The organism is Planomicrobium stackebrandtii (assembly GCF_030814955.1).
Classification (GTDB): domain Bacteria; phylum Bacillota; class Bacilli; order Bacillales_A; family Planococcaceae; genus Planococcus; species Planococcus stackebrandtii.
This window is the reverse complement of sequence record NZ_JAUSWB010000001.1, coordinates 602748-624356: the sequence shown is the minus strand read 5'-3', so window position 1 is coordinate 624356 and position 21609 is coordinate 602748. Positions and strand designations below refer to the sequence as shown.

Annotated in this window: 24 protein-coding genes; 21 read left to right on the top strand and 3 right to left on the bottom strand. The window is 47.8% G+C overall.

Annotation, left to right across the window (positions count from 1 at the left end):
* Positions 1-19 precede the first annotated feature (19 nt).
* The 18 genes from lspA to QOZ98_RS03200 all read left to right on the top strand — a co-directional run bounded on the left by lspA (position 20) and on the right by QOZ98_RS03200 (position 16662).
* Positions 20-496 carry a signal peptidase II gene (lspA, locus tag QOZ98_RS03285; protein WP_308786077.1) on the top strand — a complete coding sequence of 159 codons (477 nt, stop codon included), beginning with the start codon at positions 20-22 and terminating at the stop codon, positions 494-496.
* Positions 496-1407: an RluA family pseudouridine synthase gene (locus QOZ98_RS03280; protein ID WP_142826619.1), complete on the top strand. Its 912-nt coding sequence runs from the start codon at positions 496-498 to the stop codon at positions 1405-1407. Before lspA ends, QOZ98_RS03280 begins: the two co-directional genes overlap by 1 nt.
* Before the next feature lie 194 nt (positions 1408-1601).
* Positions 1602-2138 (top strand): bifunctional pyr operon transcriptional regulator/uracil phosphoribosyltransferase PyrR, encoded by a 537-nt coding sequence (pyrR, locus tag QOZ98_RS03275; protein WP_308786138.1) that lies wholly within the window; start codon positions 1602-1604, stop codon positions 2136-2138.
* Between the two features lie 27 nt (positions 2139-2165).
* Entirely contained in the window at positions 2166-3452 is a 1287-nt protein-coding gene (locus tag QOZ98_RS03270; protein WP_308786076.1) for a solute carrier family 23 protein, read from the top strand.
* 131 nt (positions 3453-3583) lie between these two features.
* Entirely contained in the window at positions 3584-4453 is an 870-nt protein-coding gene (locus tag QOZ98_RS03265; protein ID WP_308786075.1) for an aspartate carbamoyltransferase catalytic subunit, read from the top strand.
* A 1-nt stretch (position 4454) separates the two neighbouring features.
* Entirely contained in the window at positions 4455-5732 is a 1278-nt protein-coding gene (locus tag QOZ98_RS03260) for a dihydroorotase (RefSeq protein ID WP_308786074.1), read from the top strand.
* Positions 5729-6826, top strand: a complete 1098-nt coding sequence (locus QOZ98_RS03255) for a carbamoyl phosphate synthase small subunit (protein WP_308786073.1) — start codon at positions 5729-5731, stop codon at positions 6824-6826. Before QOZ98_RS03260 ends, QOZ98_RS03255 begins: the two co-directional genes overlap by 4 nt.
* Positions 6819-10007, top strand: coding sequence for a carbamoyl-phosphate synthase large subunit (carB, locus tag QOZ98_RS03250; protein WP_308786072.1), 3189 nt, complete (start codon positions 6819-6821; stop codon positions 10005-10007). Before QOZ98_RS03255 ends, carB begins: the two co-directional genes overlap by 8 nt.
* A complete protein-coding gene (locus tag QOZ98_RS03245; protein WP_308786071.1) occupies positions 10004-10771 on the top strand; it encodes a dihydroorotate dehydrogenase electron transfer subunit in 768 nt (255 codons plus the stop codon). Before carB ends, QOZ98_RS03245 begins: the two co-directional genes overlap by 4 nt.
* Positions 10768-11682: a dihydroorotate dehydrogenase gene (locus QOZ98_RS03240; RefSeq protein ID WP_308786070.1), complete on the top strand. Its 915-nt coding sequence runs from the start codon at positions 10768-10770 to the stop codon at positions 11680-11682. The genes QOZ98_RS03245 and QOZ98_RS03240 overlap by 4 nt, the downstream gene beginning before the upstream one ends.
* Positions 11679-12368: an orotidine-5'-phosphate decarboxylase gene (pyrF, locus tag QOZ98_RS03235; protein WP_308786069.1), complete on the top strand. Its 690-nt coding sequence runs from the start codon at positions 11679-11681 to the stop codon at positions 12366-12368. Before QOZ98_RS03240 ends, pyrF begins: the two co-directional genes overlap by 4 nt.
* A complete protein-coding gene (gene pyrE, locus QOZ98_RS03230) occupies positions 12365-12988 on the top strand; it encodes an orotate phosphoribosyltransferase (protein WP_308786068.1) in 624 nt (207 codons plus the stop codon). Before pyrF ends, pyrE begins: the two co-directional genes overlap by 4 nt.
* Positions 12989-13146: 158 nt before the next feature.
* Positions 13147-13491, top strand: a complete 345-nt coding sequence (locus QOZ98_RS03225; RefSeq protein WP_308786067.1) for a PadR family transcriptional regulator — start codon at positions 13147-13149, stop codon at positions 13489-13491.
* A complete protein-coding gene (locus QOZ98_RS03220; protein ID WP_308786066.1) occupies positions 13475-14155 on the top strand; it encodes a DUF1129 family protein in 681 nt (226 codons plus the stop codon). Before QOZ98_RS03225 ends, QOZ98_RS03220 begins: the two co-directional genes overlap by 17 nt.
* An 82-nt stretch (positions 14156-14237) precedes the next feature.
* Entirely contained in the window at positions 14238-15578 is a 1341-nt protein-coding gene (locus tag QOZ98_RS03215) for a D-serine ammonia-lyase (protein WP_308786065.1), read from the top strand.
* A complete protein-coding gene (locus QOZ98_RS03210) occupies positions 15579-15875 on the top strand; it encodes a hypothetical protein (RefSeq protein ID WP_308786064.1) in 297 nt (98 codons plus the stop codon).
* The gene (locus QOZ98_RS03205; RefSeq protein WP_308786063.1) at positions 15875-16156 is read left to right on the top strand and encodes a TIGR04104 family putative zinc finger protein; all 282 of its coding nucleotides are present in this window, start codon (positions 15875-15877) and stop codon (positions 16154-16156) included. The genes QOZ98_RS03210 and QOZ98_RS03205 overlap by 1 nt, the downstream gene beginning before the upstream one ends.
* Positions 16157-16245: 89 nt before the next feature.
* On the top strand, positions 16246-16662 hold the full coding sequence (locus tag QOZ98_RS03200; RefSeq protein WP_407676692.1) for a VOC family protein: 417 nt from the start codon (positions 16246-16248) through the stop codon (positions 16660-16662).
* A 41-nt stretch (positions 16663-16703) separates the two neighbouring features.
* Here QOZ98_RS03200 and QOZ98_RS03195 read toward each other — a convergent pair whose 3' ends face one another.
* The 3 genes from QOZ98_RS03195 to QOZ98_RS03185 form a co-directional block, all read right to left on the bottom strand.
* Complete coding sequence (locus tag QOZ98_RS03195; RefSeq protein WP_308786061.1) at positions 16704-17381, bottom strand: amino acid ABC transporter permease; 678 nt, start codon at positions 17379-17381, stop codon at positions 16704-16706.
* Positions 17382-17393: 12 nt separating this feature from the next.
* Positions 17394-18242 (bottom strand): transporter substrate-binding domain-containing protein, encoded by an 849-nt coding sequence (locus QOZ98_RS03190; RefSeq protein WP_308786060.1) that lies wholly within the window; start codon positions 18240-18242, stop codon positions 17394-17396.
* 390 nt (positions 18243-18632) lie between these two features.
* Positions 18633-20297: an Rqc2 family fibronectin-binding protein gene (locus QOZ98_RS03185; protein ID WP_308786059.1), complete on the bottom strand. Its 1665-nt coding sequence runs from the start codon at positions 20295-20297 to the stop codon at positions 18633-18635.
* A gap of 107 nt (positions 20298-20404) precedes the next feature.
* Here QOZ98_RS03185 and QOZ98_RS03180 point away from each other — a divergent pair, with 107 nt between their 5' ends.
* Genes QOZ98_RS03180 through rpoZ form a run of 3 tightly spaced genes read left to right on the top strand, consistent with a single transcriptional unit; the run spans position 20405 to position 21535 of the window.
* Positions 20405-20689 carry an extracellular matrix/biofilm biosynthesis regulator RemA family protein gene (locus tag QOZ98_RS03180; protein WP_308786058.1) on the top strand — a complete coding sequence of 95 codons (285 nt, stop codon included), beginning with the start codon at positions 20405-20407 and terminating at the stop codon, positions 20687-20689.
* A gap of 1 nt (position 20690) precedes the next feature.
* Positions 20691-21311, top strand: a complete 621-nt coding sequence (gene gmk, locus QOZ98_RS03175; RefSeq protein ID WP_142826600.1) for a guanylate kinase — start codon at positions 20691-20693, stop codon at positions 21309-21311.
* A complete protein-coding gene (gene rpoZ / locus QOZ98_RS03170; RefSeq protein WP_142826599.1) occupies positions 21311-21535 on the top strand; it encodes a DNA-directed RNA polymerase subunit omega in 225 nt (74 codons plus the stop codon). Before gmk ends, rpoZ begins: the two co-directional genes overlap by 1 nt.
* Positions 21536-21609: the final 74 nt, after the last annotated feature.

Below are 21609 nucleotides of genomic sequence, written 5' to 3'. Positions count from 1 at the left end.
GAATTGACGGAGGATACGGATGTTTATTTATTATGGAATCGCATTATTGATAATCGCAGTAGATCAATGGACGAAATGGCTGGTCCTGAAAAATATGGAACTGGGTGAACGGATTCCGGTTATTGAACCTTATCTTGGCTGGCTTTCGCATCGCAACCGTGGTGCTGCCTGGGGAATGCTTGAGGGACAGATGTGGCTGTTTGGCATCATTACCGTGGCAGTCATCATCGGAATTCTTTACTATTTTCATAAACACGCACAAGGGCAGCCCCTGTTTCAGTTAAGCTTGATGATTCTCTTAGGCGGAGCGATCGGCAATTTTATCGATCGAATGGTGCGCGGGGAAGTCGTCGATTTTGTCGATGTGCTGATTCCAGTGATCAATTACGAGTTTCCAATATTTAATGTTGCTGATGCCGCTTTAACGATCGGTGTCGTTTTGATGATTATCTATATTATTTATGACGAAAAACAACAAAAGAAAAAGGTGTCTTAATGGAAGATTTAACGATTGAAATTACAGAAGAAATGGCCGGCGAACGAGTAGATAAAGCTGTGTCGTCGATAGATGAAGAATGGTCGCGTTCACAGATCGCCAATTGGGTCAAAGATGGTGCCGTAAAAGTTAATGGCCTTACCGTCAAACCAAATTACAAAGTACGTTTGCAGGATATTATCATCGTAACGCCTCCAGAGCTTGTAGAGCTGGATATCGTGCCAGAAGACCTGAATTTGGAGATCGTCTATGAAGACGAAGATGTTCTTGTCGTCAACAAACCAAAAGGTATGGTCGTTCATCCAGCTCCAGGGCATGCCAATGGAACGTTGGTTAATGGCTTGATGCATCATTGCCAGGACCTTTCCGGCATAAATGGCGTGGTACGCCCAGGAATCGTCCATAGAATCGACAAGGATACATCCGGTTTGTTGATGGTGGCAAAAAATGACGCTTCCCATACTTCACTGGTTGACCAATTAGTGAAAAAGACTGTTACCCGTAAGTACGTAGCGTTGGTCCATGGCCATATTCCCCACGACAAAGGAACGATCCAAGCACCGATTGCACGCGATCCAAAAGAGCGCCAGAACATGGCCATCGTTGATAAAGGAAAGCATGCAGTAACGCATTTCCGCGTATTGGAACGTTTTGGAAACTTCACGCTTGTGGAATGCCGTCTCGAAACAGGAAGAACCCACCAAATTCGTGTCCACATGAAATACATCGGCTATCCGCTTGTTGGCGATCCGAAATACGGACCGAAAAAAACAATGGATGTCGGGGGACAAGCTCTTCACGCGGAAGTTATCGGATTTGTTCATCCGAAAACAGCGGAATACCTGGAGTTTTCTGCAGAGCCTCCGGCTGAATTTGCAGAACTTCTGGAATCTCTTCGCGACAAGGATTGACAAACCCGAACGTCTTTCTTTATACTTGAAAAAACGAATCGAATAACGAACACCTTTAATAACAGTCCAGAGAGGCTGAGAAGGTATTTACGCAAGCCGGAAGTCTGTCTTCCGTGCTGAATTTTTCTGCGCATCTATCCTCTTGCCTCTCAGGCAAGAGGTTTTTTATTTGCAAAAAAGGAGCGGATCTCATGGTGGAAAAAGCGGACATTCTGGACGAACAAGCGATCAGCCGGGCTATCACCCGAATCGCGCATGAAATCATCGAGCGCAACAAAGGCATCGATGATTGCATACTGGTCGGGATCAAAACGCGTGGAGCTTTCATTGCAAAGCGGCTGGCGGAAAAAATTGAAAAAATCGAAGGGCGCCCAATCATGAAAGGCGAACTTGACATCACCCTGTACAGGGACGATCTGAGCATCAAAACAAAAAATCAGGAGCCCTTGGTTCAGCAGGTTGATATCAAACACAGCATACTCAATAAAAAAGTCATTCTTGTGGACGATGTGCTTTACACAGGACGGACAGTACGGGCTGCAATGGACGCTGTGATGGATCTCGGCAGGCCGGCGCAAATTCAACTGGCTGTACTGATTGACCGAGGCCACCGCGAGCTGCCAATCCGGGCAGACTTTGTCGGGAAAAATATTCCGACTTCAAGCGATGAACGGATTGTCGTACAAATGATTGAAAGCGACCGGGTTGACCGGGTAGCCATTCACGAATAGAGAGAAAGAGACAGGGGAGAATGGACAGTGAGTGAAGCAATTTTAGATGTACAAGATAAACCGAAAGCAGTCCAATGGGTTTCATTAAGCCTGCAGCATATGTTTGCAATGTTTGGAGCGACCATCCTGGTGCCGCAACTGGTCGGCTTGAGCCCAGCTATCGCGCTGTTGACAAGCGGAATCGCCACCATCATCTTTATCATCATCACGCAATTTAAAGTACCCGCATATTTAGGTTCTTCATTCGCCTTTATCGTGCCAATCACGATTGCCACTGAAACTGGAGGCATCGGCTCCGCTATGATCGGTGCCATGTTCGTTTCAGCGGTATATGCCATCGTCGCATTGATCATCTGGAAAACCGGCTACCAGTGGCTGATGAAGCTGCTGCCGCCGATTGTGGTGGGCCCCGTCATCATCGTCATCGGACTTGCCTTGTCAGGAACGGCTGTAGACATGGCCATGAATATTCCTGTCGGAAACGGATCGGAATACAGCCTGATCCATTTCTCAGCTGCCATTGTCACCTTATTGACGGCAATCATCTGCAACATCTATTTCAAGAACATCATTTCACTGATGCCCATCCTGATTGGCATTATCGTGGGTTATGTTTACTCGGCTGCCATTGGCATTATTGACTTTACGGCGATCGGCGAAGCAAGTTGGTTTGCAGTGCCGGAATTCCTGATTCCCGGAGTGGATTATTCGTTCCAAGTAACACCGACTTTGCTGTTCGTTATGGTGCCAATTGCCATCGTCACCATTTCTGAACACATCGGCCATCAGCTGGTGCTCGGCAAAATCGTAGACCGCAATTACATAAAAGATCCGGGCCTGCACCGCTCGATACTGGGCGACGGCATCGGAACCTTTATTTCTTCACTGGTCGGCGGTCCGCCAAAGACCACATACGGCGAAAACATCGGCGTTCTTGCCATAACCAAAGTATTCTCGGTTTATGTCATCTTAGGAGCTGCGGTGTTTGCCATCGCGTTTTCATTCCTGGGCAAACTGATGGCGGTGATTGAGACCATTCCGACAGCTGTTCTTGGCGGAATTTCCATCCTGCTGTTCGGCATTATCGCTTCTTCCGGATTGCGCATGCTGGTGGATAACAACATCGACTTTGGCAACAACCGCAACTTGGTTATTTCCTCAGTCATCCTGGTGATCGGCATTGGCGGAGCCAAGCTGGAATTCAGCGAATCCTTCGCGATTGAAGGAATGGCACTTGCGGCAATCGTCGGCGTAATCCTCAACCTGGTGCTGCCGGGACTGAACAAGAACGAATTAGACGACGGAACTGAATAATCACCTTTTAATGAATGTCCAGAGAGGCATGGAAAGGGTTGAAAATCGGGGTGTATTCTGCCCTTTTTTCCTCACACCTTCCTGCCCCTGGGAAGGTGTTTTTTTATAGCGGATGAAAGGATGAGATGATTTTGGCAAACTTACTATCTATGAACAACTTAGAAAACCAAACCATCATGACCTTGCTGGAACGGGCCGAAAAGTTCCGGCAAGGTGAAAAAGCACCGATAGACGGCACAGTCGTCAACCTGTTTTTTGAACCGAGTACGCGGACCAAGATGAGTTTTGAAATGGCCGAGAACAAAATGGGACTGGCCGTGCTGCCGTTTGAAACAGCCTTCTCGAGCATCTTAAAAGGGGAAACGCTGTACGACACGGTCAGGACGATGGAAGCAATCGGGGTGGATGCAGTCATCATCCGCCACGAGGAAGAGGAATACTACCAGCAGCTTGAAGGGTGCAAGGTCGCGGTCATCAACGGCGGAGATGGCTCTGGGCAGCATCCGACGCAGTCGCTTCTGGACTTGCTGACCATCTATCAGGAGTTTGGCCGAGTCGAGGGCATCCACGTCACCATCGTCGGAGATATCGCGCACAGCCGCGTAGCAAAATCGAATGCAGCGGCACTCAAACAGCTGGGGGCTGAAGTGACTTTTATCTGCCCGGAAGAATGGAGCGGAGAGTACGACTCTTCGGAACATCTGGACGACTTTATTGAAAAGACGGACGTCGTCATGATGCTGCGCGTTCAGCATGAACGCCATGCGGTATCGGCTATGTTTTCAAAAGAAAACTACCACGAGCAATACGGTTTAACGATTGAACGGGAAAAGCGTATGAAAGAGGGCGCCATCATCATGCATCCTGCGCCGATCAACCGGGGTGTTGAAATCGCAGATTGCCTTGTTGAATGTGAACGCTCACGAATTTTTAAACAAATGGCTAACGGAGTATTTGTCCGGATGGCAGTACTTGAATACGCATTGAAAGGGAGAGATTAACTTGAATTTATTCATAAAAAATGTAAACATGCTGCAAAATGGAGAACTTGCACCAACCAATATCCGCATCACCGATGGCAAAATCAATGAAATCGGCAAAGATTTAAAAGTGAAGGACGAAACGGAAATTGACGGCAATGGCCGAATGATCGCACCAGGATTTGTTGATATCCACGTTCACTTGCGTGAACCAGGCGGCGAGCAGAAAGAAACGATCGAAAGCGGGACGAAATCAGCGGCAAAAGGCGGATTTACTACAATCTGTGCCATGCCGAACACGCGCCCTGTTCCCGACACGAAAGAAAATCTGCAGCTGGTCAACGGATTGATCGAAAAAAATGCGCTTATCCGGGTTTTGCCGTATGCTTCCATCACGATCAGAGAAGCCGGGAAAGAACGCACGAATTTGCAGGAGCTGAAAGAAAACGGCGCGTTTGCCTTCACCGATGACGGTGTTGGCATCCAGCAGGCGGGCATGATGTACGAAACGATGCAGGATGCCGCAAAAATTGATATGGCGGTCGTCGCCCATTGTGAAGACAACAGCCTGATTTATGACGGTGTTATGCATGAAGGCAAACGCAGCAAAGAGCTGGGGCTTAAAGGCATTCCTTCCATTGCAGAATCTGTGCATATTGCGCGCGACATTTTGCTGGCCGAAGCTGCAGGGGCGCATTACCATGTTTGCCACGTCAGCACGAAAGAATCTGTGCGCATTATCCGTGACGCAAAACGCGCGGGTGTTCGCGTGACGGCTGAAGTAACGCCGCACCACTTGTTATTGACAGAAGACGATATTCCAGCAGATGATGCAAACTACAAAATGAACCCGCCGCTTCGTGCCAAGGAAGATTGGCAGGCTTTGCACGAAGGCTTGCTTGACGGGACGCTGGACTTTATAGCAACAGATCATGCACCGCATACAGCAGCAGAGAAAACCAACGGCATGAACGGATCGATGTTCGGCATAGTTGGATTTGAAACAGCGTTTCCGTTGCTCCACAGCAAATTCGTCAAAACAGGCGTGTGGACGCTGCAGCAATTGATCGACTGGTTGACAATCAAGCCGAGTAAAACCTTTAACTTGCCTTATGGCACGATGGAACCTGGCCAAACAGCCGACCTGGTGCTCTTGGATCTGGATAAAGAGCAGCCAATTCAGGCAGATGAATTTTTATCAAAAGGCAAAAATACACCGTTTGACGGCTGGAACTGTACAGGATGGCCGGCAATGACCATTTTTGGTGGAGAAATCGTATGGCAGGAGGAGAAAAATTGATGAAACGCTATTTGATCTTAGAAGACGGTACGGTATTTGAAGGAACAGCATTCGGCGGCGAAGATGCCTCGGTTGGGGAAATTGTCTTTAATACGAGCATGACCGGCTATCAGGAAATTTTATCAGACCCTTCCTACTGTGGTCAGATTATCACTATGACGTATCCATTGATCGGCAATTACGGCATCAACAGCGATGATTTTGAATCGATTGAACCAGCAGTCAAGGGAATGGTGGTTCGAGAAATCGCTGAGTTTCCATCCAACTTCCGAAACAATTTAACATTGGATGAATTGTTCAAAATCAAAGGCATCCCCGGAATTTCCGGAATTGATACACGCAAACTGACACGCCTGATCCGTTCAAAAGGCTCCATTAAAGGAGTATTGACGGCAGCAGGCGAAGATGTTCAAACTGAAGAAGTGGTCAAGACGCTTCAGGCGACCGTTTTGCCAAGAAACCAAGTGGCACAAGTTTCATCAGCACGCCCTTATCCGAGCCCGGGCCGGGGCAAACGAGTGGTACTCATTGACTACGGCATGAAGCACGGCATCTTGCGCGAGCTTAACAACCGCGATTGCGATGTAATTGTTGTGCCATATAATACGCCGTCAAAAGAAATTTTGGCTTGGGGACCGGACGGCGTCATGCTGTCAAACGGCCCTGGAGACCCTAAAGACGTAGAAGAATGTGTAGAAGTGGTGCGGGAACTGCTCGGGAATGTTCCAATCTTCGGCATCTGCCTGGGCCACCAATTGTTTGCAAGAGCCTGCGGTGCGGATACCTTTAAGCTGAAGTTCGGCCATCGCGGCGGCAACCATCCAGTCCGTGACTTAATCACCGGAAGGATCGAAATCACTTCCCAAAACCACGGCTACGCTGTAGATGAAGAAACACTGCAAGGCACGAGATTGAAAGTGACGCATAGCGCATTGAACGACGGAACGAATGAAGGACTGACCCATTTGGATTACCCAGCATTCACCGTCCAGTACCATCCGGAATCTTCACCGGGACCTGAAGACTCAAACTACTTATTCGACCGATTTATAGATGTAATGAACGCAACTCGAAAGGAGCAGCAACATGCCTAAAAGACAAGATATTCAAAGTATACTCGTAATCGGTTCGGGACCAATCGTTATCGGACAAGCAGCAGAGTTTGACTATGCCGGCACGCAAGCCTGCCTGGCATTGCGAGAAGAAGGTTACCGTGTCATCCTGATCAACTCAAATCCAGCAACCATTATGACGGATACCGAAATTGCAGATAAAGTCTATATCGAGCCAATTACCTTGGAATTTGTCAGCCGCATCCTCCGCAAAGAGCGTCCGGACGCGCTGCTTCCGACACTGGGCGGTCAAACAGGGTTGAACATGGCCATCGAACTAGACGAATCAGGAATTTTGGACGAGTTGAATATCGAAATCTTAGGGACCAAGCTGGAAGCCATCCATAAAGCGGAAGACCGTGACTTGTTCCGAACTTTGATGAACGAACTGGGAGAACCGGTTCCCGATTCGGATATTATCCACAACATGGCAGAAGCAGAGAACTTTATTGCACGGGTCGGCTATCCGGTTATCGTCCGTCCGGCCTTTACATTAGGCGGCACCGGCGGCGGTATCTGCCACAATTACGAAGAATTGAAGGAAATCGTGGCGAGTGGCCTGAAATACAGCCCGGTCACGCAATGCCTGCTGGAAAAATCAATTGCCGGCTTCAAGGAAATCGAATACGAAGTGATGCGCGATAAAAACGATACGGCAATTGTTGTCTGCAACATGGAAAATATCGATCCGGTGGGCATTCATACAGGCGATTCGATTGTTGTGGCGCCCAGCCAAACATTGTCTGACCGCGAATACCAGATGTTGCGCAATGTCTCGCTGAAAATCATCCGCGCATTGAAAATCGAAGGCGGATGCAACGTGCAGCTGGCGCTGGATCCATTCAGCTTTAATTACTACATCATCGAAGTAAACCCACGTGTCAGCCGGTCTTCTGCACTGGCTTCAAAAGCGACAGGCTACCCGATCGCCAAACTAGCCGCTAAAATCGCAGTCGGCTTGACACTGGATGAAATGATGAACCCGGTCACAGGCCGGACCTATGCCGCTTTCGAGCCGGCATTGGATTATGTGGTTACGAAAATTCCACGCTGGCCGTTTGATAAATTCGAATCGGCAAAACGCAATTTGGGGACGCAGATGAAAGCAACTGGAGAAGTGATGGCTATGGGCCGGACGTTCGAAGAGTCAATCCTGAAAGCTGTCCGATCGCTGGAAACAGGCCAATTCCACCTGGAGTTGAAAAATGCTGACGCCATGAGCGACGAATGGATTCAAAAACGCATCTGCCGGGCTGGAGATGAGCGCTTGTTCTTTATCGGCGAAGCGCTGCGCCGCGGAGTGACGATTGAAACCATCAACGAATGGAGCCAAATTGATTTATTCTTCCTGAAGAAGTTCGAAAACATCGTCCAATACGAAGAAACATTGAAAAACGCTGCTTTTGACTATGAGACAGCGAAACGCGCGAAACGTCTGGGCTTTGCTGACCGGACGATTGCGAAGCTATGGAATACGACCGAGCAGGAAGTTTACAATTGGCGCAAAGAACAAAAGTTGATGCCGGTCTATAAAATGGTTGATACTTGTGCTGCGGAATTCGAATCCGAAACGCCTTATTTCTACGGTACGTATGAAGATGAAAATGAATCCGTGAAAACCGACAAAGAATCCGTCATCGTTCTTGGATCAGGTCCGATCCGCATCGGCCAAGGCGTGGAATTTGATTATGCGACGGTGCATTCTGTCTGGGCCATCAAAGAAGCAGGCTATGAAGCAATCATCGTCAACAACAACCCGGAAACCGTCTCGACAGACTTCTCGATTTCGGATAAATTGTATTTTGAACCGCTGACAATCGAGGATGTCATGCACATTGTCGACTTGGAGCAGCCAAAAGGCGTTGTCGTCCAGTTCGGCGGGCAGACAGCCATCAACCTTGCAGAAAAATTGGAACAGAACGGCGTTAAAATTCTTGGGACAACTTTGGAAGATACGGACAGAGCGGAAAATCGCAATAAATTTGAAGCAGCCCTGCACGAAATCGGCATTCCGCAGCCTCTAGGCAAAACGGCCGTCAACGCAGAAGAAGCGATCATCATTGCAGCTGACATTGGCTACCCGGTGTTGGTCCGCCCTTCCTATGTTCTTGGCGGACGCGCAATGGAAATTGTTTACAACCAGGAAGACTTGAAGCATTATATGGAACATGCCGTAGAAGCAAGTCCGGAACATCCGGTTCTGGTTGACCGTTACCTGACTGGAATCGAAATCGAAGTAGATGCCATCTCGGATGGAAAACACGTATTGATCCCAGGCATCATGGAGCATATTGAACGAGCAGGCGTCCACTCGGGCGACTCAATTGCGGTCTATCCGACACAAAACATCTCTACGGAATTATTGGATACCTTGGTTGACTACACGACGCGCCTGGCAAAAGGGCTGAACATTGTCGGCTTGCTGAATATCCAGTACGTCATTTCCAAAGGTGAAGTTTTCGTCATTGAAGTGAATCCAAGATCAAGCCGGACGGTGCCGTTCATGAGCAAAATCACGTCGATCCCGATGGCCAATATCGCGACAAAAGCAATTCTGGGGCAGAGTATCGTGGATCAAGGCTATACGCCAGGACTTGCGCCGATCTCAAAAGGCGTATTCGTCAAAGTGCCGGTGTTCTCATTCGCGAAACTTCGCCGGGTGGACATAACGCTTGGGCCGGAAATGAAATCCACCGGAGAAGTCATGGGCAAAGACACGACTTTGGAAAAAGCACTTTATAAAGGGTTGGCAGCAGCCGGCATGGAAGTAAAAGACCACGGCACAGTGCTGCTGACGGTTGCGGACAAGGACAAAGAAGAAGCGATCGGTTTAGCGAAACGCTTTAAAGCGATCGGCTATCAGATTATGGCGACCGGCGGGACAGCCAAAGCTTTTGAAGAAGCGGGTATTTTGGTAGCGCCAATCGGCAAGATCGGATCAACAGGCAAAACCTTGCTGGATGTCATCCAAAACGGCGACACCCAAATCGTCATCAACACATTGACGAAAGGCAAGCAGCCGCAGCGCGACGGTTTCCGCATTCGCCGCGAATCAGTCGAAAACGGCATTCCTTGCCTGACTTCACTGGATACGGCAGAAGCGATGCTGCGCGTCATCGAATCGATGACCTTCTCAGCTGAAGAAATGGGGGCAGGTGTATGATCAAACAAGAGCGTATGCAAGTCATCAACCAGCAGGAAATCGCCAAGCACATTTTTGAACTGACAGTACAAGGCGAACTGGCCAATGAAATGGCAGAGCCGGGACAATTTGTTCACATTCGTGTGGCAGATAGCTTTGAACCCTTGCTGCGCCGGCCGATTTCTGTGGCTTCCATCGATCTGGAAGCTTCACAATTCACGATGATCTACCGTGCAGAAGGCCGCGGCACTGGACTGCTGGCAGAGAAAAAGCCAGGTGACACATTGGATATTCTTGGACCTCTTGGGCACGGCTTTCCCGTGGAAGAAGCACAGAAAAAAGCGTATTTGATCGGCGGAGGAATTGGCGTTCCTCCCCTATATGAACTCGCCAAACAATTGAACGCACGCGGCATTGAAACTGTTCATATCCTCGGATTTGAAAGCAAGCAGGCGGTCTTCTATGAAGACAAGTTCCGCAAACTTGGCGATACGCACATTGCCACAGTCGACGGCTCTCACGGCACCCAAGGGTTTGTGACGCATATTCTCAATGAACTGCCAATTGATTTTGATACGTACTACAGCTGCGGTCCGACCGCCATGCTGGAAGCAGTGCAATGGGCATATCCGCAGAAAAAAGGCTTCCTGTCCTATGAACAGCGGATGGGCTGCGGCATCGGGGCATGCTTTGCCTGTGTCTGCCGAACAACAAGAAGCGAAACGGATTATATCAAAGTTTGTTCAGACGGACCGGTATTTCCAGCAGGAGTGGTGATCTCATGACAGACTTAACCGTAAAACTACCAGGACTCGATTTAAAAAATCCGATCATGCCAGCTTCCGGCTGTTTTGGTTTCGGCAAAGAATATGCGCAATTGTATGACTTGTCGCAGCTGGGCGCCATCATGATCAAAGCGACGACTGTAGAGACGCGCCTCGGCAATCCGACGCCGCGAGTAGCGGAAACGGCATCCGGTATGCTCAATGCCATCGGTCTGCAAAACCCGGGACTTGAAAAAGTGGCCGGCCAGGAGTTGCCATGGCTGGAACAATACGATGTTCCAATCATCGCCAATGTTGCCGGAACGACGACCGAAGATTATGTGGAGGTTGCGAAAGCCATTTCACAGGTTCCGAATGTCCATGCACTAGAAATTAACATCTCCTGCCCGAACGTCAAACTGGGCGGCATCACTTTCGGTACTGATCCGGACGTTGCCCGCGAATTGACGCGTGCAGTAAAGGAAGTTTCTTCCGTGCCTGTTTATATCAAACTGTCGCCGAATGTTACAGACATCGTCTCAATTGCGAAAGCGGTCGAAGCGGGTGGAGCGGATGGCATCACCATGATCAACACGCTTCTGGGCATGCGGATGGACACGAAAACTGGGCGACCGGTCATTGCCAATATAACCGGTGGTTTGTCTGGACCAGCAATCAAACCGGTTGCATTGCGAATGGTTTATGAAGTCAGCAAGCATACCAGTCTGCCAATTATCGGCATGGGTGGGGTCACCAATGTGGATGATGTCATCGACTTTCTGTCTGCCGGCGCCAGCGCTGTTGCAGTTGGAACGGCGAATTTCGTCAATCCTTTTGTCTGCCCCGAAATCATCGGGCAATTGCCTGAACGCCTGCATGAACTTGGCTATGATTCAGTAGAACAGCTTGTCGGAAGGAGCCACCGTCTGTGAACAAACCAATCATTGCTTTGGATTTTGCATCGAAAAACCAAGTAGAAGAATTTTTGGCACAGTTTTCCGAACCGCTTTTTGTCAAAGTAGGTATGGAACTTTATTTTCAAGAAGGGCCGGAACTGGTCCGTTCCATAAAAGCACAGGGCCATGACATTTTTCTGGATCTGAAACTGCACGATATCCCGAACACTGTTGAATCCGCAATGCGGGGCTTAGCCAAACTGGATGTTGACATGGTCAATGTCCATGCCGCAGGCGGACTCGAAATGATGAAGGCGGCAAAGCGGGGGCTGTCAGGCAGCAACACGAAACTTATCGCTGTGACGCAATTGACTTCGACCAGTGAAGAAGACATGCATGAAGATCAGCTGGTTTATGTCAGCCTCGAAGAGTCGGTGCTGCATTATGCGAAGCGGGCCATGCAAGCCGGTTTGGATGGCGTCGTCTGTTCCGTGCTGGAAGCTGGTCCTATCGGAGAAGCATGCGGCCAGGATTTCTTGCGTGTTACGCCAGGCATCCGGCCAGCAGCGGTTTCCGTCGATGATCAGAAACGGGTGGCAACACCAGCCGAAGCTCAGGCAAAGGGATCTAGCCATATTGTCGTCGGCCGAGCCATTACAAAGTCGGAAAATCCGTCGGAAAGTTACGCGCAAATTGCAGCAGAATGGGGTGGACAATCTTGAAATCTAAAATAGCAAATCATTTACTGGCCGTCGGGGCAGTCGAACTTCGCCCGCAAGACCCGTTCACATGGGCATCAGGCGTCAAATCGCCGATTTATTGTGATAACCGTTTGACGATGTCTTATCCGGCAGTGCGAAAAGACATCGCCGCTGGGTTAGCAGATACCATCAAACAATTTTATCCGGAATGCGAAGTGGTGGCAGGCACAGCGACTGCCGGAATTCCGCACGCGGCTTGGGTCAGCGATTTGCTTGAATTGCCGATGGTCTATGTCCGATCGAAAGCCAAAGAACACGGCCAGACGAATATGATTGAAGGCAAAGTCGAACCGGGCAAGAAAGTGGTCGTTGTGGAAGATTTGATTTCCAAAGGCGGATCGGTGCTGCAGGCAGCTCAGGCACTGGAAGCAGCAGGTTTTGACGTACTTGGGATCGTTGCCATCTTCACTTACGATTTGCCGCAGTCGATCGAAGCAATCACGGGCTCCGGCTACACATTCCATACGCTGACGGATTTCCCGGCGCTCGTTGAACAGGCGTTAAGCACAGGAGCTATCCGTGAAGAAGATATGCCAATGCTCGCTGACTGGCATGAAAAATTAAAAGCAGGATCTCTGTAAAAACCAGCCAATTGGCTGTTTTTTTTTAGAGTTGTACTGGAAATGGTTGACAGCGAGAAAGGGATTGACTATAATCAAAGCAACTAGTTGGTAATGCAAGGTAGTTATTTTTTTGCGTCACTATCTTGCATTACCGAATACCGGAAGGAGGAACAACTATGGCTCTTAGAAGCCAGTTGCTGAAAGGGGTTTTGGATGCTTGTGTAATGGCGGTCGTAGAAGAGCAGCCAGTTTACGGCTATGAGCTGTCGCAAAAGCTGCAGAGGATCGGTTTGCCTGACATCAGTGATGGCACCATATATCCGGTGCTGCTGCGGCTTCAGAAAAATGGCTTTATTCGCGGAGAAATGAGGGCTTCTGCATCAGGGCCGAACCGCAAATATTATTTTTTGACAGATAGCGGAAAAATGGAGCTGGAGCAAATTGCTTCCGAATGGCTTCAAATTGCAACACCTGTCAGCCAATTACTGAGAAGGGGTGGAGTAGATGAGAAAAACGACTGAATTGATTGAGGAGAACAATGATAAAAGGGAACTGCTGAATTCTGACAATGAGCAAGTATATGAAAATTTGCTGCTGTATATTCGGACAGACCTTCGTGTGGACGAGCATGCGGGAGAGGAAATTTTGATGGATTTGCTGGATCATCTCCTAGAAGCGCAGGAAAACGGCAAAGACGCAGCAGACTTATTTGGCGATTCCCCACAAGCCTATGCAGATGAATTGATTGCCAATTTACCTAGCCAAAAACGCAGAAATGTCTTTTGGTTAGTGGCTTCAGGAATTATCGGATTAGTGGGCTGGTTTGCCATTACTTATGGAATTGCTAATGTTGTTATTTCTGTATTTACAGAGTGGAATAATGAAATTGCGCTTGGCAGCATCCTGTTGATTCTGCTATCAGTCAGTTTGTTTGGCTCAATCGGCGTCAAAATATTTTTTAAGATTATCCGTTCTTCTGTCTTTAAACCGAAAGATCAGCAATGGAAAACGTATGTGAAAGTAGGATTATATGGCATGGCGACATTTGCTTTTATTTTAGGGACAGCCTTCCTGTTTGATGGAATCGGTCCTGTAATGCATGTGGAGTGGTGGCTATTCCTGCTGATTGGCATTGCGTTGTTGCTTATCAACAAAGGAATCGGACGACTGTCGAACGAACAGTAAAAACATTCCATACGAGGATGAATTCTTTTAGGCTGTCCTGTATGATGAAGCTATTAGGACAATCGAACGGAAGGGGATTTATATGACCATTTTGCAGTCTCAACTAAACAGCTGGATTGAAAAATATCCATTGTTAAAGAACGTCATTGATTTAGAGCCGGTTGTCTGGCTCAATCCAAACCGACAAAAGATGGACAGCATGTCTGGTCTGGCAGTAAACCTGGAGGATATGAAACAGGCAGAAGAGCTTTGGCAGCGCTTCGCACCTTTTTTGGCAGCAGAGTTTCCAGATACGTCAGCAGCTAAGGGCATTGTGGAATCGCCGCTCTGTGAGATTTCCAATATGAAAAAGCAGCTCCAAAACCGCTGGGGCGGAGAAATTGCAGGCAGTCTGTACCTGAAATGCGATAACGACCTGCCAATAGCGGGATCCATTAAAGCGCGCGGTGGTGTTTACGAGGTGCTGCATCATGCAGAGCAGCTCGCTATGGATGCAGGCCTTCTGAGCAATGAGCAGTCTTACGAGCAGTTTTCATCCGATCGGTTCAAGCAATTTTTCAGCCAGTACGCTATTGGAGTAGGCTCCACGGGGAACCTTGGCCTCAGCATCGGCATCATCAGTGCAAAACTGGGCTTCCAAGTATCCGTCTATATGTCTTCAGACGCCAAGCAGTGGAAAAAAGATCTGCTTCGTGACAAAGGGGCAACCGTGGTGGAATTCGATGGCGATTTTAGCGAAGCTATCCTATCAGGGCGCAGGGAGACGCTTGCTAAGCGGGATGCTTATTTTGTGGACGACGAAAAGTCGAAACACTTGTTTTTGGGTTATAGCGTTGCGGCGTTCCGGCTCAAGCAACAATTGGAGAATGAGGGTATACCAGTGGATGCCGACCACCCGCTGTTTGTTTATCTGCCCTGCGGAGTAGGAGGGGCACCGGGCGGCATCGCATTCGGGCTGCGGCAAGTTTTCGGTGACGCGGTTCACTGCTTTTTTGTGGAACCGACCCACTCGCCTGCCGTGCTGATCGGTTTAATGACTGGCGAAAAAGAAAAGCTATGCGTCCAGGATCTCGGCATCGACAATGTGACCGAAGGAGATGGACTGGCAGTCGGCAGGTCATCCAGCTTTGCTTCCGGCATCAGCGAAAAAACAGTCAGCGGCATTTATACGCTGGAAGATCGGCAGCTGTTTGAACTATTGGCTCTGCTAGGAGACAGCGAAGAAATTTTTGTCGAGCCATCTGCTACTGCAGGATTGCTGGGCCCATTGAAAATCCTGGAAACCGATTATGCCGAAGCGAATGGCATTTCCATGTCTTCTGCAAACCACATTGTTTGGGCAACCGGTGGGGCTTTAGTGCCGAAAGAAGAAATGGGCGGATTTTATCAACGCGGTAAAACCTATTTGGGAGGTGCTGAATAAATGGATTTATCTTGGATACTGATTATTATTGGAGCCGTTCTAGTGTTTGGATACGTCTTTTATAATGCTACAGAACAGCGGGTAAAAGCCTTGGAAACCAGGATCAGGCATGTAGAGAAACTTCTCCAACACGCTACGCAAGGTCAAAAAATAACAGAGCCTGATATCAATGAGGAACTGCGCGAGCTTCTGCAAAAAGGAAGAATGGTCGAAGCCGTCAAACGGACAAGACAGGAATTTGGCTGGTCCCTGTTGGAAGCGAAGCAATATGTAGATGAACTGAAAGCGGGCAAGTAATGCAGCAATGTGTAAACTGCCGGACGCCATTTTCTTGGAAGCAAGTCAGTAAATCATTATGGCTAGCGTACAAGCCGATTGCCTGTCCCAACTGCGGCAGCCTCCACAAAGTTCAGTTCCTTTCACGGCTTTTGGCTTCTATATTTATGGTAATTCCAATTTATGCTGCTTACTTTTTTACACAACTGATCGGCCCAGGAACTTTTCTAATCAGTGTGCTGGTCATTATGCTATCGGTTATATTGGCGATTCCTTACTTAATGCGTTATCGCCTTGTTTAAAAGATCCTTTCCAGGGATCTTTTTTTTATTTGCAGGATATTTCAGTCGTACAGAGAATTATAGGGTTACAAAATAAAAAGAGAGGAGGGGTGAACGTGAATGTCCAAGCCAGGCAAATTTTTGTCAATCTACCGGTTAAGAATCTCGAGCGCTCAAAAGCTTTTTTTGGAGAAATTGGATTTGAGTTTGATCAACAAATGACAGATGAAAAGGGAGCCTGCATGATTATCGGGCCGTCGATTTACGCAATACTGCTGACCGAAGATTTTTTCAAGAATTTCTCAAAAAGGGAAATCGCTGATACCACTAGCAGTGCCGAAGTGATAACGGCCATTTCTGCAAACAGCAAAGCGGAAGTGGATGAGCTGACCAATGCTGCGTTTAAGGCAGGTGGCCAGCAAGCAAGCGAAACAATGGATGATGAATCTATCTACCTCAAGAGTTTCAAGGACCTGGACGGCCATATGTGGGAAGTATTCTATAGGCCGCAGGAAGCAACGGAATAGCCGCAAAAAAAGCATCCGGAAAAAAATTTCCGGATGCTTTTTTATAGATAATCTGCATAGCGTTTTTCAAGGTAGTTTTGCAGAATGGTCATTGCCGAACAGATGGCCCAGTAAACCAGTGCAACCAAAATCAGCATAGTCAATAAATCATATTCGCGGGCACCGACAATGCGTGCTTTCTGAAAAATCTCGGGAACGGTGATCATGGCTGCCAGAGAGGAGGCTTTGATCAAGTCCAAGTAGACATTCGATAATGGCGGAACCGCAATCCGCACCGATTGCGGCAAGATGATACGGCGCATGGTTTGCCAATAAGTCAATCCAAGGGCAGTGGACGATTCCCATTGCCCTTTATCGACTGAAGCCAGGGAGGAGCGGAAAACTTCTGCAATATAAGCGGCGCTGTTTATGGTGAAGCCAATCAACGCGGCCTGCACCGCTGTAAATTCAATGCCGATGACGGGAAGGGCAAAATACAGCAAGAACAGGATGACGAGGATTGGTACGCCACGCATAAAGGAAATATACAGCCTTGCCGGAAATTGCAAAATCTGCAATCGGGATGTCCGGGCAAGAGACAAGAAAAAGCCTATGATCAACCCCATAATCATACTGGCGACAGATATCAGCAAAGTATAACCGATGCCTCCCAGTACATAAGGCAGGGATTCAACAGCTAAGGCAGGGTCAAACAGCAGTCCCCATTCAATGTCATTCATAAGATGACCTCCTTAGTTTTCTTCAATATCAGGTTTGACGGAAACATCGGCACCGCCGAAAAATTCTTCGGAAATTTTAGTGATCGTGCCGTCTTCGAGCATTTCTTCCAAGGCATTGTTAACATTGTCAGCAAGCTCGGTATTGTCTTTGTTCATGACAAGGCCGACCTCTGACGGAGCGTATTTGATATCTGGGTGAATGGTAATGTTCAGCTCAGGAAAAGCCGCAACACCGAATGTCGATAAATAATAATCATTGAGGATGACATCCGTACGCCCGATTGAAACGTCACGCAAATACACTTCGTTCGTGGCATTGTCATAGGTCACTTCTTCTGCACCGTAATCACGTGCGATTTCCATGTAAATAGAGGTAGAGGCACCTGCTGCTTTTTTGCCTTCCAAGTCTTCCAAAGAAGCGATGCCGGAAAGATCATCTTTGCGGACAACCGCAGTGCCGTAGGAGTGTTTAATCGGAGTGGAGAAAATAAACTGTTCTGCACGGTCTTCGGTTATTTCAATATCATTGGCGGCAATATCGATCTGGCCGGTATTGACACTGGTCAGCATTTCATCAAATCCAAGCTCGGTAAACTCGATATCCAAATCCAGGCGTTCTCCAAGTTCCCGAACCACCTCCACCTCAAAGCCCGTCAATTCATCGGAATCTTCGTCACGGAAAGAAGTGGCAAGCAAAGTTCCGGAAGTGGCGACAGTCATTGAACCTTGTTCCTGAATTTTGTCCCAAGCTGTAGCTGTTTCTTCGGTTTGGCTTTCTTCATTGCCGCATCCTGCCAGCAATGCAAAAGCAACAGCTCCGTTGGCCATCAGCATTTTCTGCTTTGAAATATATGTATACATGCATAAAGCCCCCTAAAAATTAAGTCCTTTAAGAACATAGCATTTACTGATGGGCAGGGCAACGGGTAGAGCTTAACTTGTGAGAAAACTCAATGGTTTTAAATATTTTTATTATGTTAACTTAATGCAGCTTTTAAAAGTGATCAAGAAAAAATTTTGATGGATACAGCTAAAAACTGAGGGTCGCTTTGATTTCACTTCATCTCTTAGCGAAGGCACGTCCAGGGGCTGGGCGGAAGCGGTTTATAACATGATGATTCTCAAGTTCACCTATCTAGACTTTTTAAAGCTTCCACAGCTGACGAGCAATACAAAAATACTTAAATTGTTTGCGCTTCCTTACTTATGCGCAAAAAAACCGGAAAGCCAAAAGCTTTCCGGTTCACAAAACTACTTTTTCAACTTGATGACAAGCTCTTCATCTGGCGTCACAAATACCGTTTTTTGTTCGAAATAAATGACAAATCCAGGCTTCGATCCATTCGGCTTTTTCACTTGCCGAACTTCGGTATAGTCCACGGGGACAGAAGACGACTCGCGGGCTTTGCTGAAATAAGCTGCGATGGTGGCCGCTTCAAGTATAGTTGTTTCGTCCGGATAGGTGTCATGAATGATGACGTGTGACCCTGGAATATCTTTGGTGTGGAGCCATGTATCGGATTTGGCCGCTACTTTAAACGTCACATAATCGTTTTGCTTATTGTTTTTGCCGACAGAAATTGGCGTGCCGGTAGAGGAAACATAAGGTTCCACAGAAGGTTTTGTCGGTTTTTTCTTTTTCTTCGACTTTTGTGCTTTCATAAAGCCCTGCTCGGACAGTTCTTCACGGATTTCTTCGATATCGGAAATGCCCGCCTGTTGGACCTGCGACATCAAGGTTTCAAAATACTCGATATCTTCTTCAGTTTTGTCGATCTGTTCCTGCGTTTTCACAACGGCCGTTTTCGCTTTCTGGTAGCGCGAATAATAGCGCTGCGAGTTGTCGATCGGCGTTTTGCGAGGATCCAGAGTGATCGTCACTTTTTCATCGTTGTAATAATTATCGACTTCAATTTCCTTCATGCCTTTGGTAATGCGGTGAAGGTTGGCCATGATCAATTCGCCATTCAATTGAAGCAGATCGCGTTTTTCTGCCTGGTCTTGTTCTTTTTTTAACTTTTTCAGCTTGAGTTTTAGTTTGGAAATCTCATTTTGCAGCCATCTTTCCAAATCGCCTGCTTGCTGTTTAACACGGTCTCGTTCGGCTTTGGCGTAATACATCCGGTCGAGCAATTCACCAAGCGTCGGGAATTCCAGCCCTTCTTCTGCAATGTGGGTCAAAGGCGTTGCAGAAAAGAAACTTTTTCCTTCGTGCTCGACATAATAGCCGGTTGGCTGTGCTACTTGGAAATCTTCAAGAAATGCCTGAGCGGTTTCAGTTTTTTTGTCAGTTGACTCAAGCCGGAATGCAAGCTCACGGGCATTCAGTGGAGAAAAGCCGGAGAATTGGCCGACGATTTCCTTGGCTTCTGTTTGTGCCAATCTATCGATAGCTTCGAACGGATCTTTTTTCTCCTGGGAAGGCGGGAAGATATAGGGCTGTCCAGGAAGAATCGTCCGGAACGAATTGACGCTCGGCGGCAAATGCTTCAAGCTGTCGAGAATCATCGTCCGTTCGGCGTCAATCAGGATGACATTCGAGTGCCTCCCCATCATTTCAACATGCAGCTCGCGTTCGATGTCATCGCCGATTTCATTTTTCGCTTTGATTTTCAGCATGATGAGGCGGTCCATTCCGTATTGCGAAATCTCGGTGATGACGCCGCCTTCAATATGCTTGCGCAGCAGCATGCAGAACATCGGAGGTTCCGAAGGGTTGATGTTTGCTGCTGCTGTCAAGTGGATCCGTGAATACGACGGGTGGATCGAGATCAGTAACTTATGGTTTTTTCCTTGGGCGCGTATATGTAAAAGCAGTTCAAGCTGGTTGGGCTGATGAACTTTTGAAATCCTGCCGGTGACCAGCTGTTGAAGTTCGCCAGTCATCGATTTTGTGAATAATCCATCAAATGCCATTAAATATCCCTCTTTCAAATCGTTTTGTTCCATCTTATCATTTTCTCGGTGTATTATGATATAATAAGACAGTTAGTTAGAAAACGAAGAATAGGGATCAGCAGCGAATGGCGGTGAAGAGTGTGGCGGAAAACGTGAAGTTTATTTCCATCGGCGGCGGCAATGCAATTTCGGTCAGCCGAATAGTTGCTGTCGTTACACCGGATTCTGCACCGGCAAAGCAGCTGATCCAAGAATCGCGCAGCAAAGGGCTGCTGGTTGACGCCACAAGCGGTAAAAAAACCAGATCGATATTCATTATGGATAGCGACCATGTGGTGATTTCTGCGGTAGCTGCAGAAACGGTGCTCCCGCGATTAGAAGAAAATGATGACAAGGCAAATGAGGGATAAAATGAGAAACCAACGTGGACTGCTGATAGTCCTATCAGGGCCTTCGGGTGTTGGAAAAGGCACGGTACGAAAAGAGCTGTTCTCACAGCCGGATACAAATTACGAATACTCCATCTCGATGACGACCCGTTCGCCGCGGGAAGGTGAGGTTGATGAAGTAGATTATTTCTTCAAGACCAAAAGTGAATTTGAGGGGCTGATTGAAGAAGATCAGCTGCTTGAATATGCGGAATTTGTCGGGAATTATTACGGCACTCCGCTAGCGTATGTCAACAAGATGCGCGATGCGGGCCGCGACGTGTTTTTGGAAATCGAAGTGCAGGGCGCTGCACAGGTTCGTTCGAAAGTTCCGGATGGCCTGTTCATTTTCTTGGCACCGCCGAGTTTATCGGAGCTGGAAGAGCGGCTGGTCGGCCGCGGAACCGAGTCGGATGAAGTGATCGCTTCCCGCCTGCAGGCCGCACGCCAAGAGCTGGAAATGATGAACCTCTACGATTATGTAGTGGAAAACGATGAAGTTGAAAATGCCTGTGACCGAATCAATGCCATCATCATTGCGGAACATTGCAAGCGTGAACGTGTTGAAAAACGATATTTTGATATGCTAAAGGAGAATGTCTGATGTTATACCCATCCGTTGATAAACTAAAAAGCCGAATTGATTCAAAATACTCGCTGGTGGCACTTGCTTCTAAACGTGCCCGCCAACTGCACGAACACGGTGATGAAAAATTGGATTCATACGTTTCCACTAAATCGGTCGGAAAAGCACTTGAAGAAGTTGCAGCCGGCGCTTTAACACAGGAAAAACAAGATGAATTTGCAGTATACGAAGACGAAATTTAACCATTAATCGCAACAGACGACTCCCAGAGCAAATTTGTTCTTTGGGAGTTTGTTGTTTAGAAAGGGTGTTTGAG

Coding starts and splice junctions, on each gene's coding strand:
- lspA (WP_308786077.1), top strand. CDS start 20: ATGTTTATTTATTATGGAATCGCATTATTGATAATCGCAGTAGATCAA.
- QOZ98_RS03280 (WP_142826619.1), top strand. CDS start 496: ATGGAAGATTTAACGATTGAAATTACAGAAGAAATGGCCGGCGAACGA.
- carB (WP_308786072.1), top strand. CDS start 6,819: ATGCCTAAAAGACAAGATATTCAAAGTATACTCGTAATCGGTTCGGGA.
- QOZ98_RS03245 (WP_308786071.1), top strand. CDS start 10,004: ATGATCAAACAAGAGCGTATGCAAGTCATCAACCAGCAGGAAATCGCC.
- QOZ98_RS03240 (WP_308786070.1), top strand. CDS start 10,768: ATGACAGACTTAACCGTAAAACTACCAGGACTCGATTTAAAAAATCCG.
- QOZ98_RS03225 (WP_308786067.1), top strand. CDS start 13,147: ATGGCTCTTAGAAGCCAGTTGCTGAAAGGGGTTTTGGATGCTTGTGTA.
- QOZ98_RS03220 (WP_308786066.1), top strand. CDS start 13,475: ATGAGAAAAACGACTGAATTGATTGAGGAGAACAATGATAAAAGGGAA.
- QOZ98_RS03215 (WP_308786065.1), top strand. CDS start 14,238: ATGACCATTTTGCAGTCTCAACTAAACAGCTGGATTGAAAAATATCCA.
- QOZ98_RS03210 (WP_308786064.1), top strand. CDS start 15,579: ATGGATTTATCTTGGATACTGATTATTATTGGAGCCGTTCTAGTGTTT.
- QOZ98_RS03205 (WP_308786063.1), top strand. CDS start 15,875: ATGCAGCAATGTGTAAACTGCCGGACGCCATTTTCTTGGAAGCAAGTC.
- QOZ98_RS03195 (WP_308786061.1), bottom strand. CDS start 17,381: ATGAATGACATTGAATGGGGACTGCTGTTTGACCCTGCCTTAGCTGTT.
- QOZ98_RS03190 (WP_308786060.1), bottom strand. CDS start 18,242: ATGTATACATATATTTCAAAGCAGAAAATGCTGATGGCCAACGGAGCT.
- QOZ98_RS03185 (WP_308786059.1), bottom strand. CDS start 20,297: ATGGCATTTGATGGATTATTCACAAAATCGATGACTGGCGAACTTCAA.
- QOZ98_RS03180 (WP_308786058.1), top strand. CDS start 20,405: ATGGCGGTGAAGAGTGTGGCGGAAAACGTGAAGTTTATTTCCATCGGC.
- gmk (WP_142826600.1), top strand. CDS start 20,691: ATGAGAAACCAACGTGGACTGCTGATAGTCCTATCAGGGCCTTCGGGT.
- rpoZ (WP_142826599.1), top strand. CDS start 21,311: ATGTTATACCCATCCGTTGATAAACTAAAAAGCCGAATTGATTCAAAA.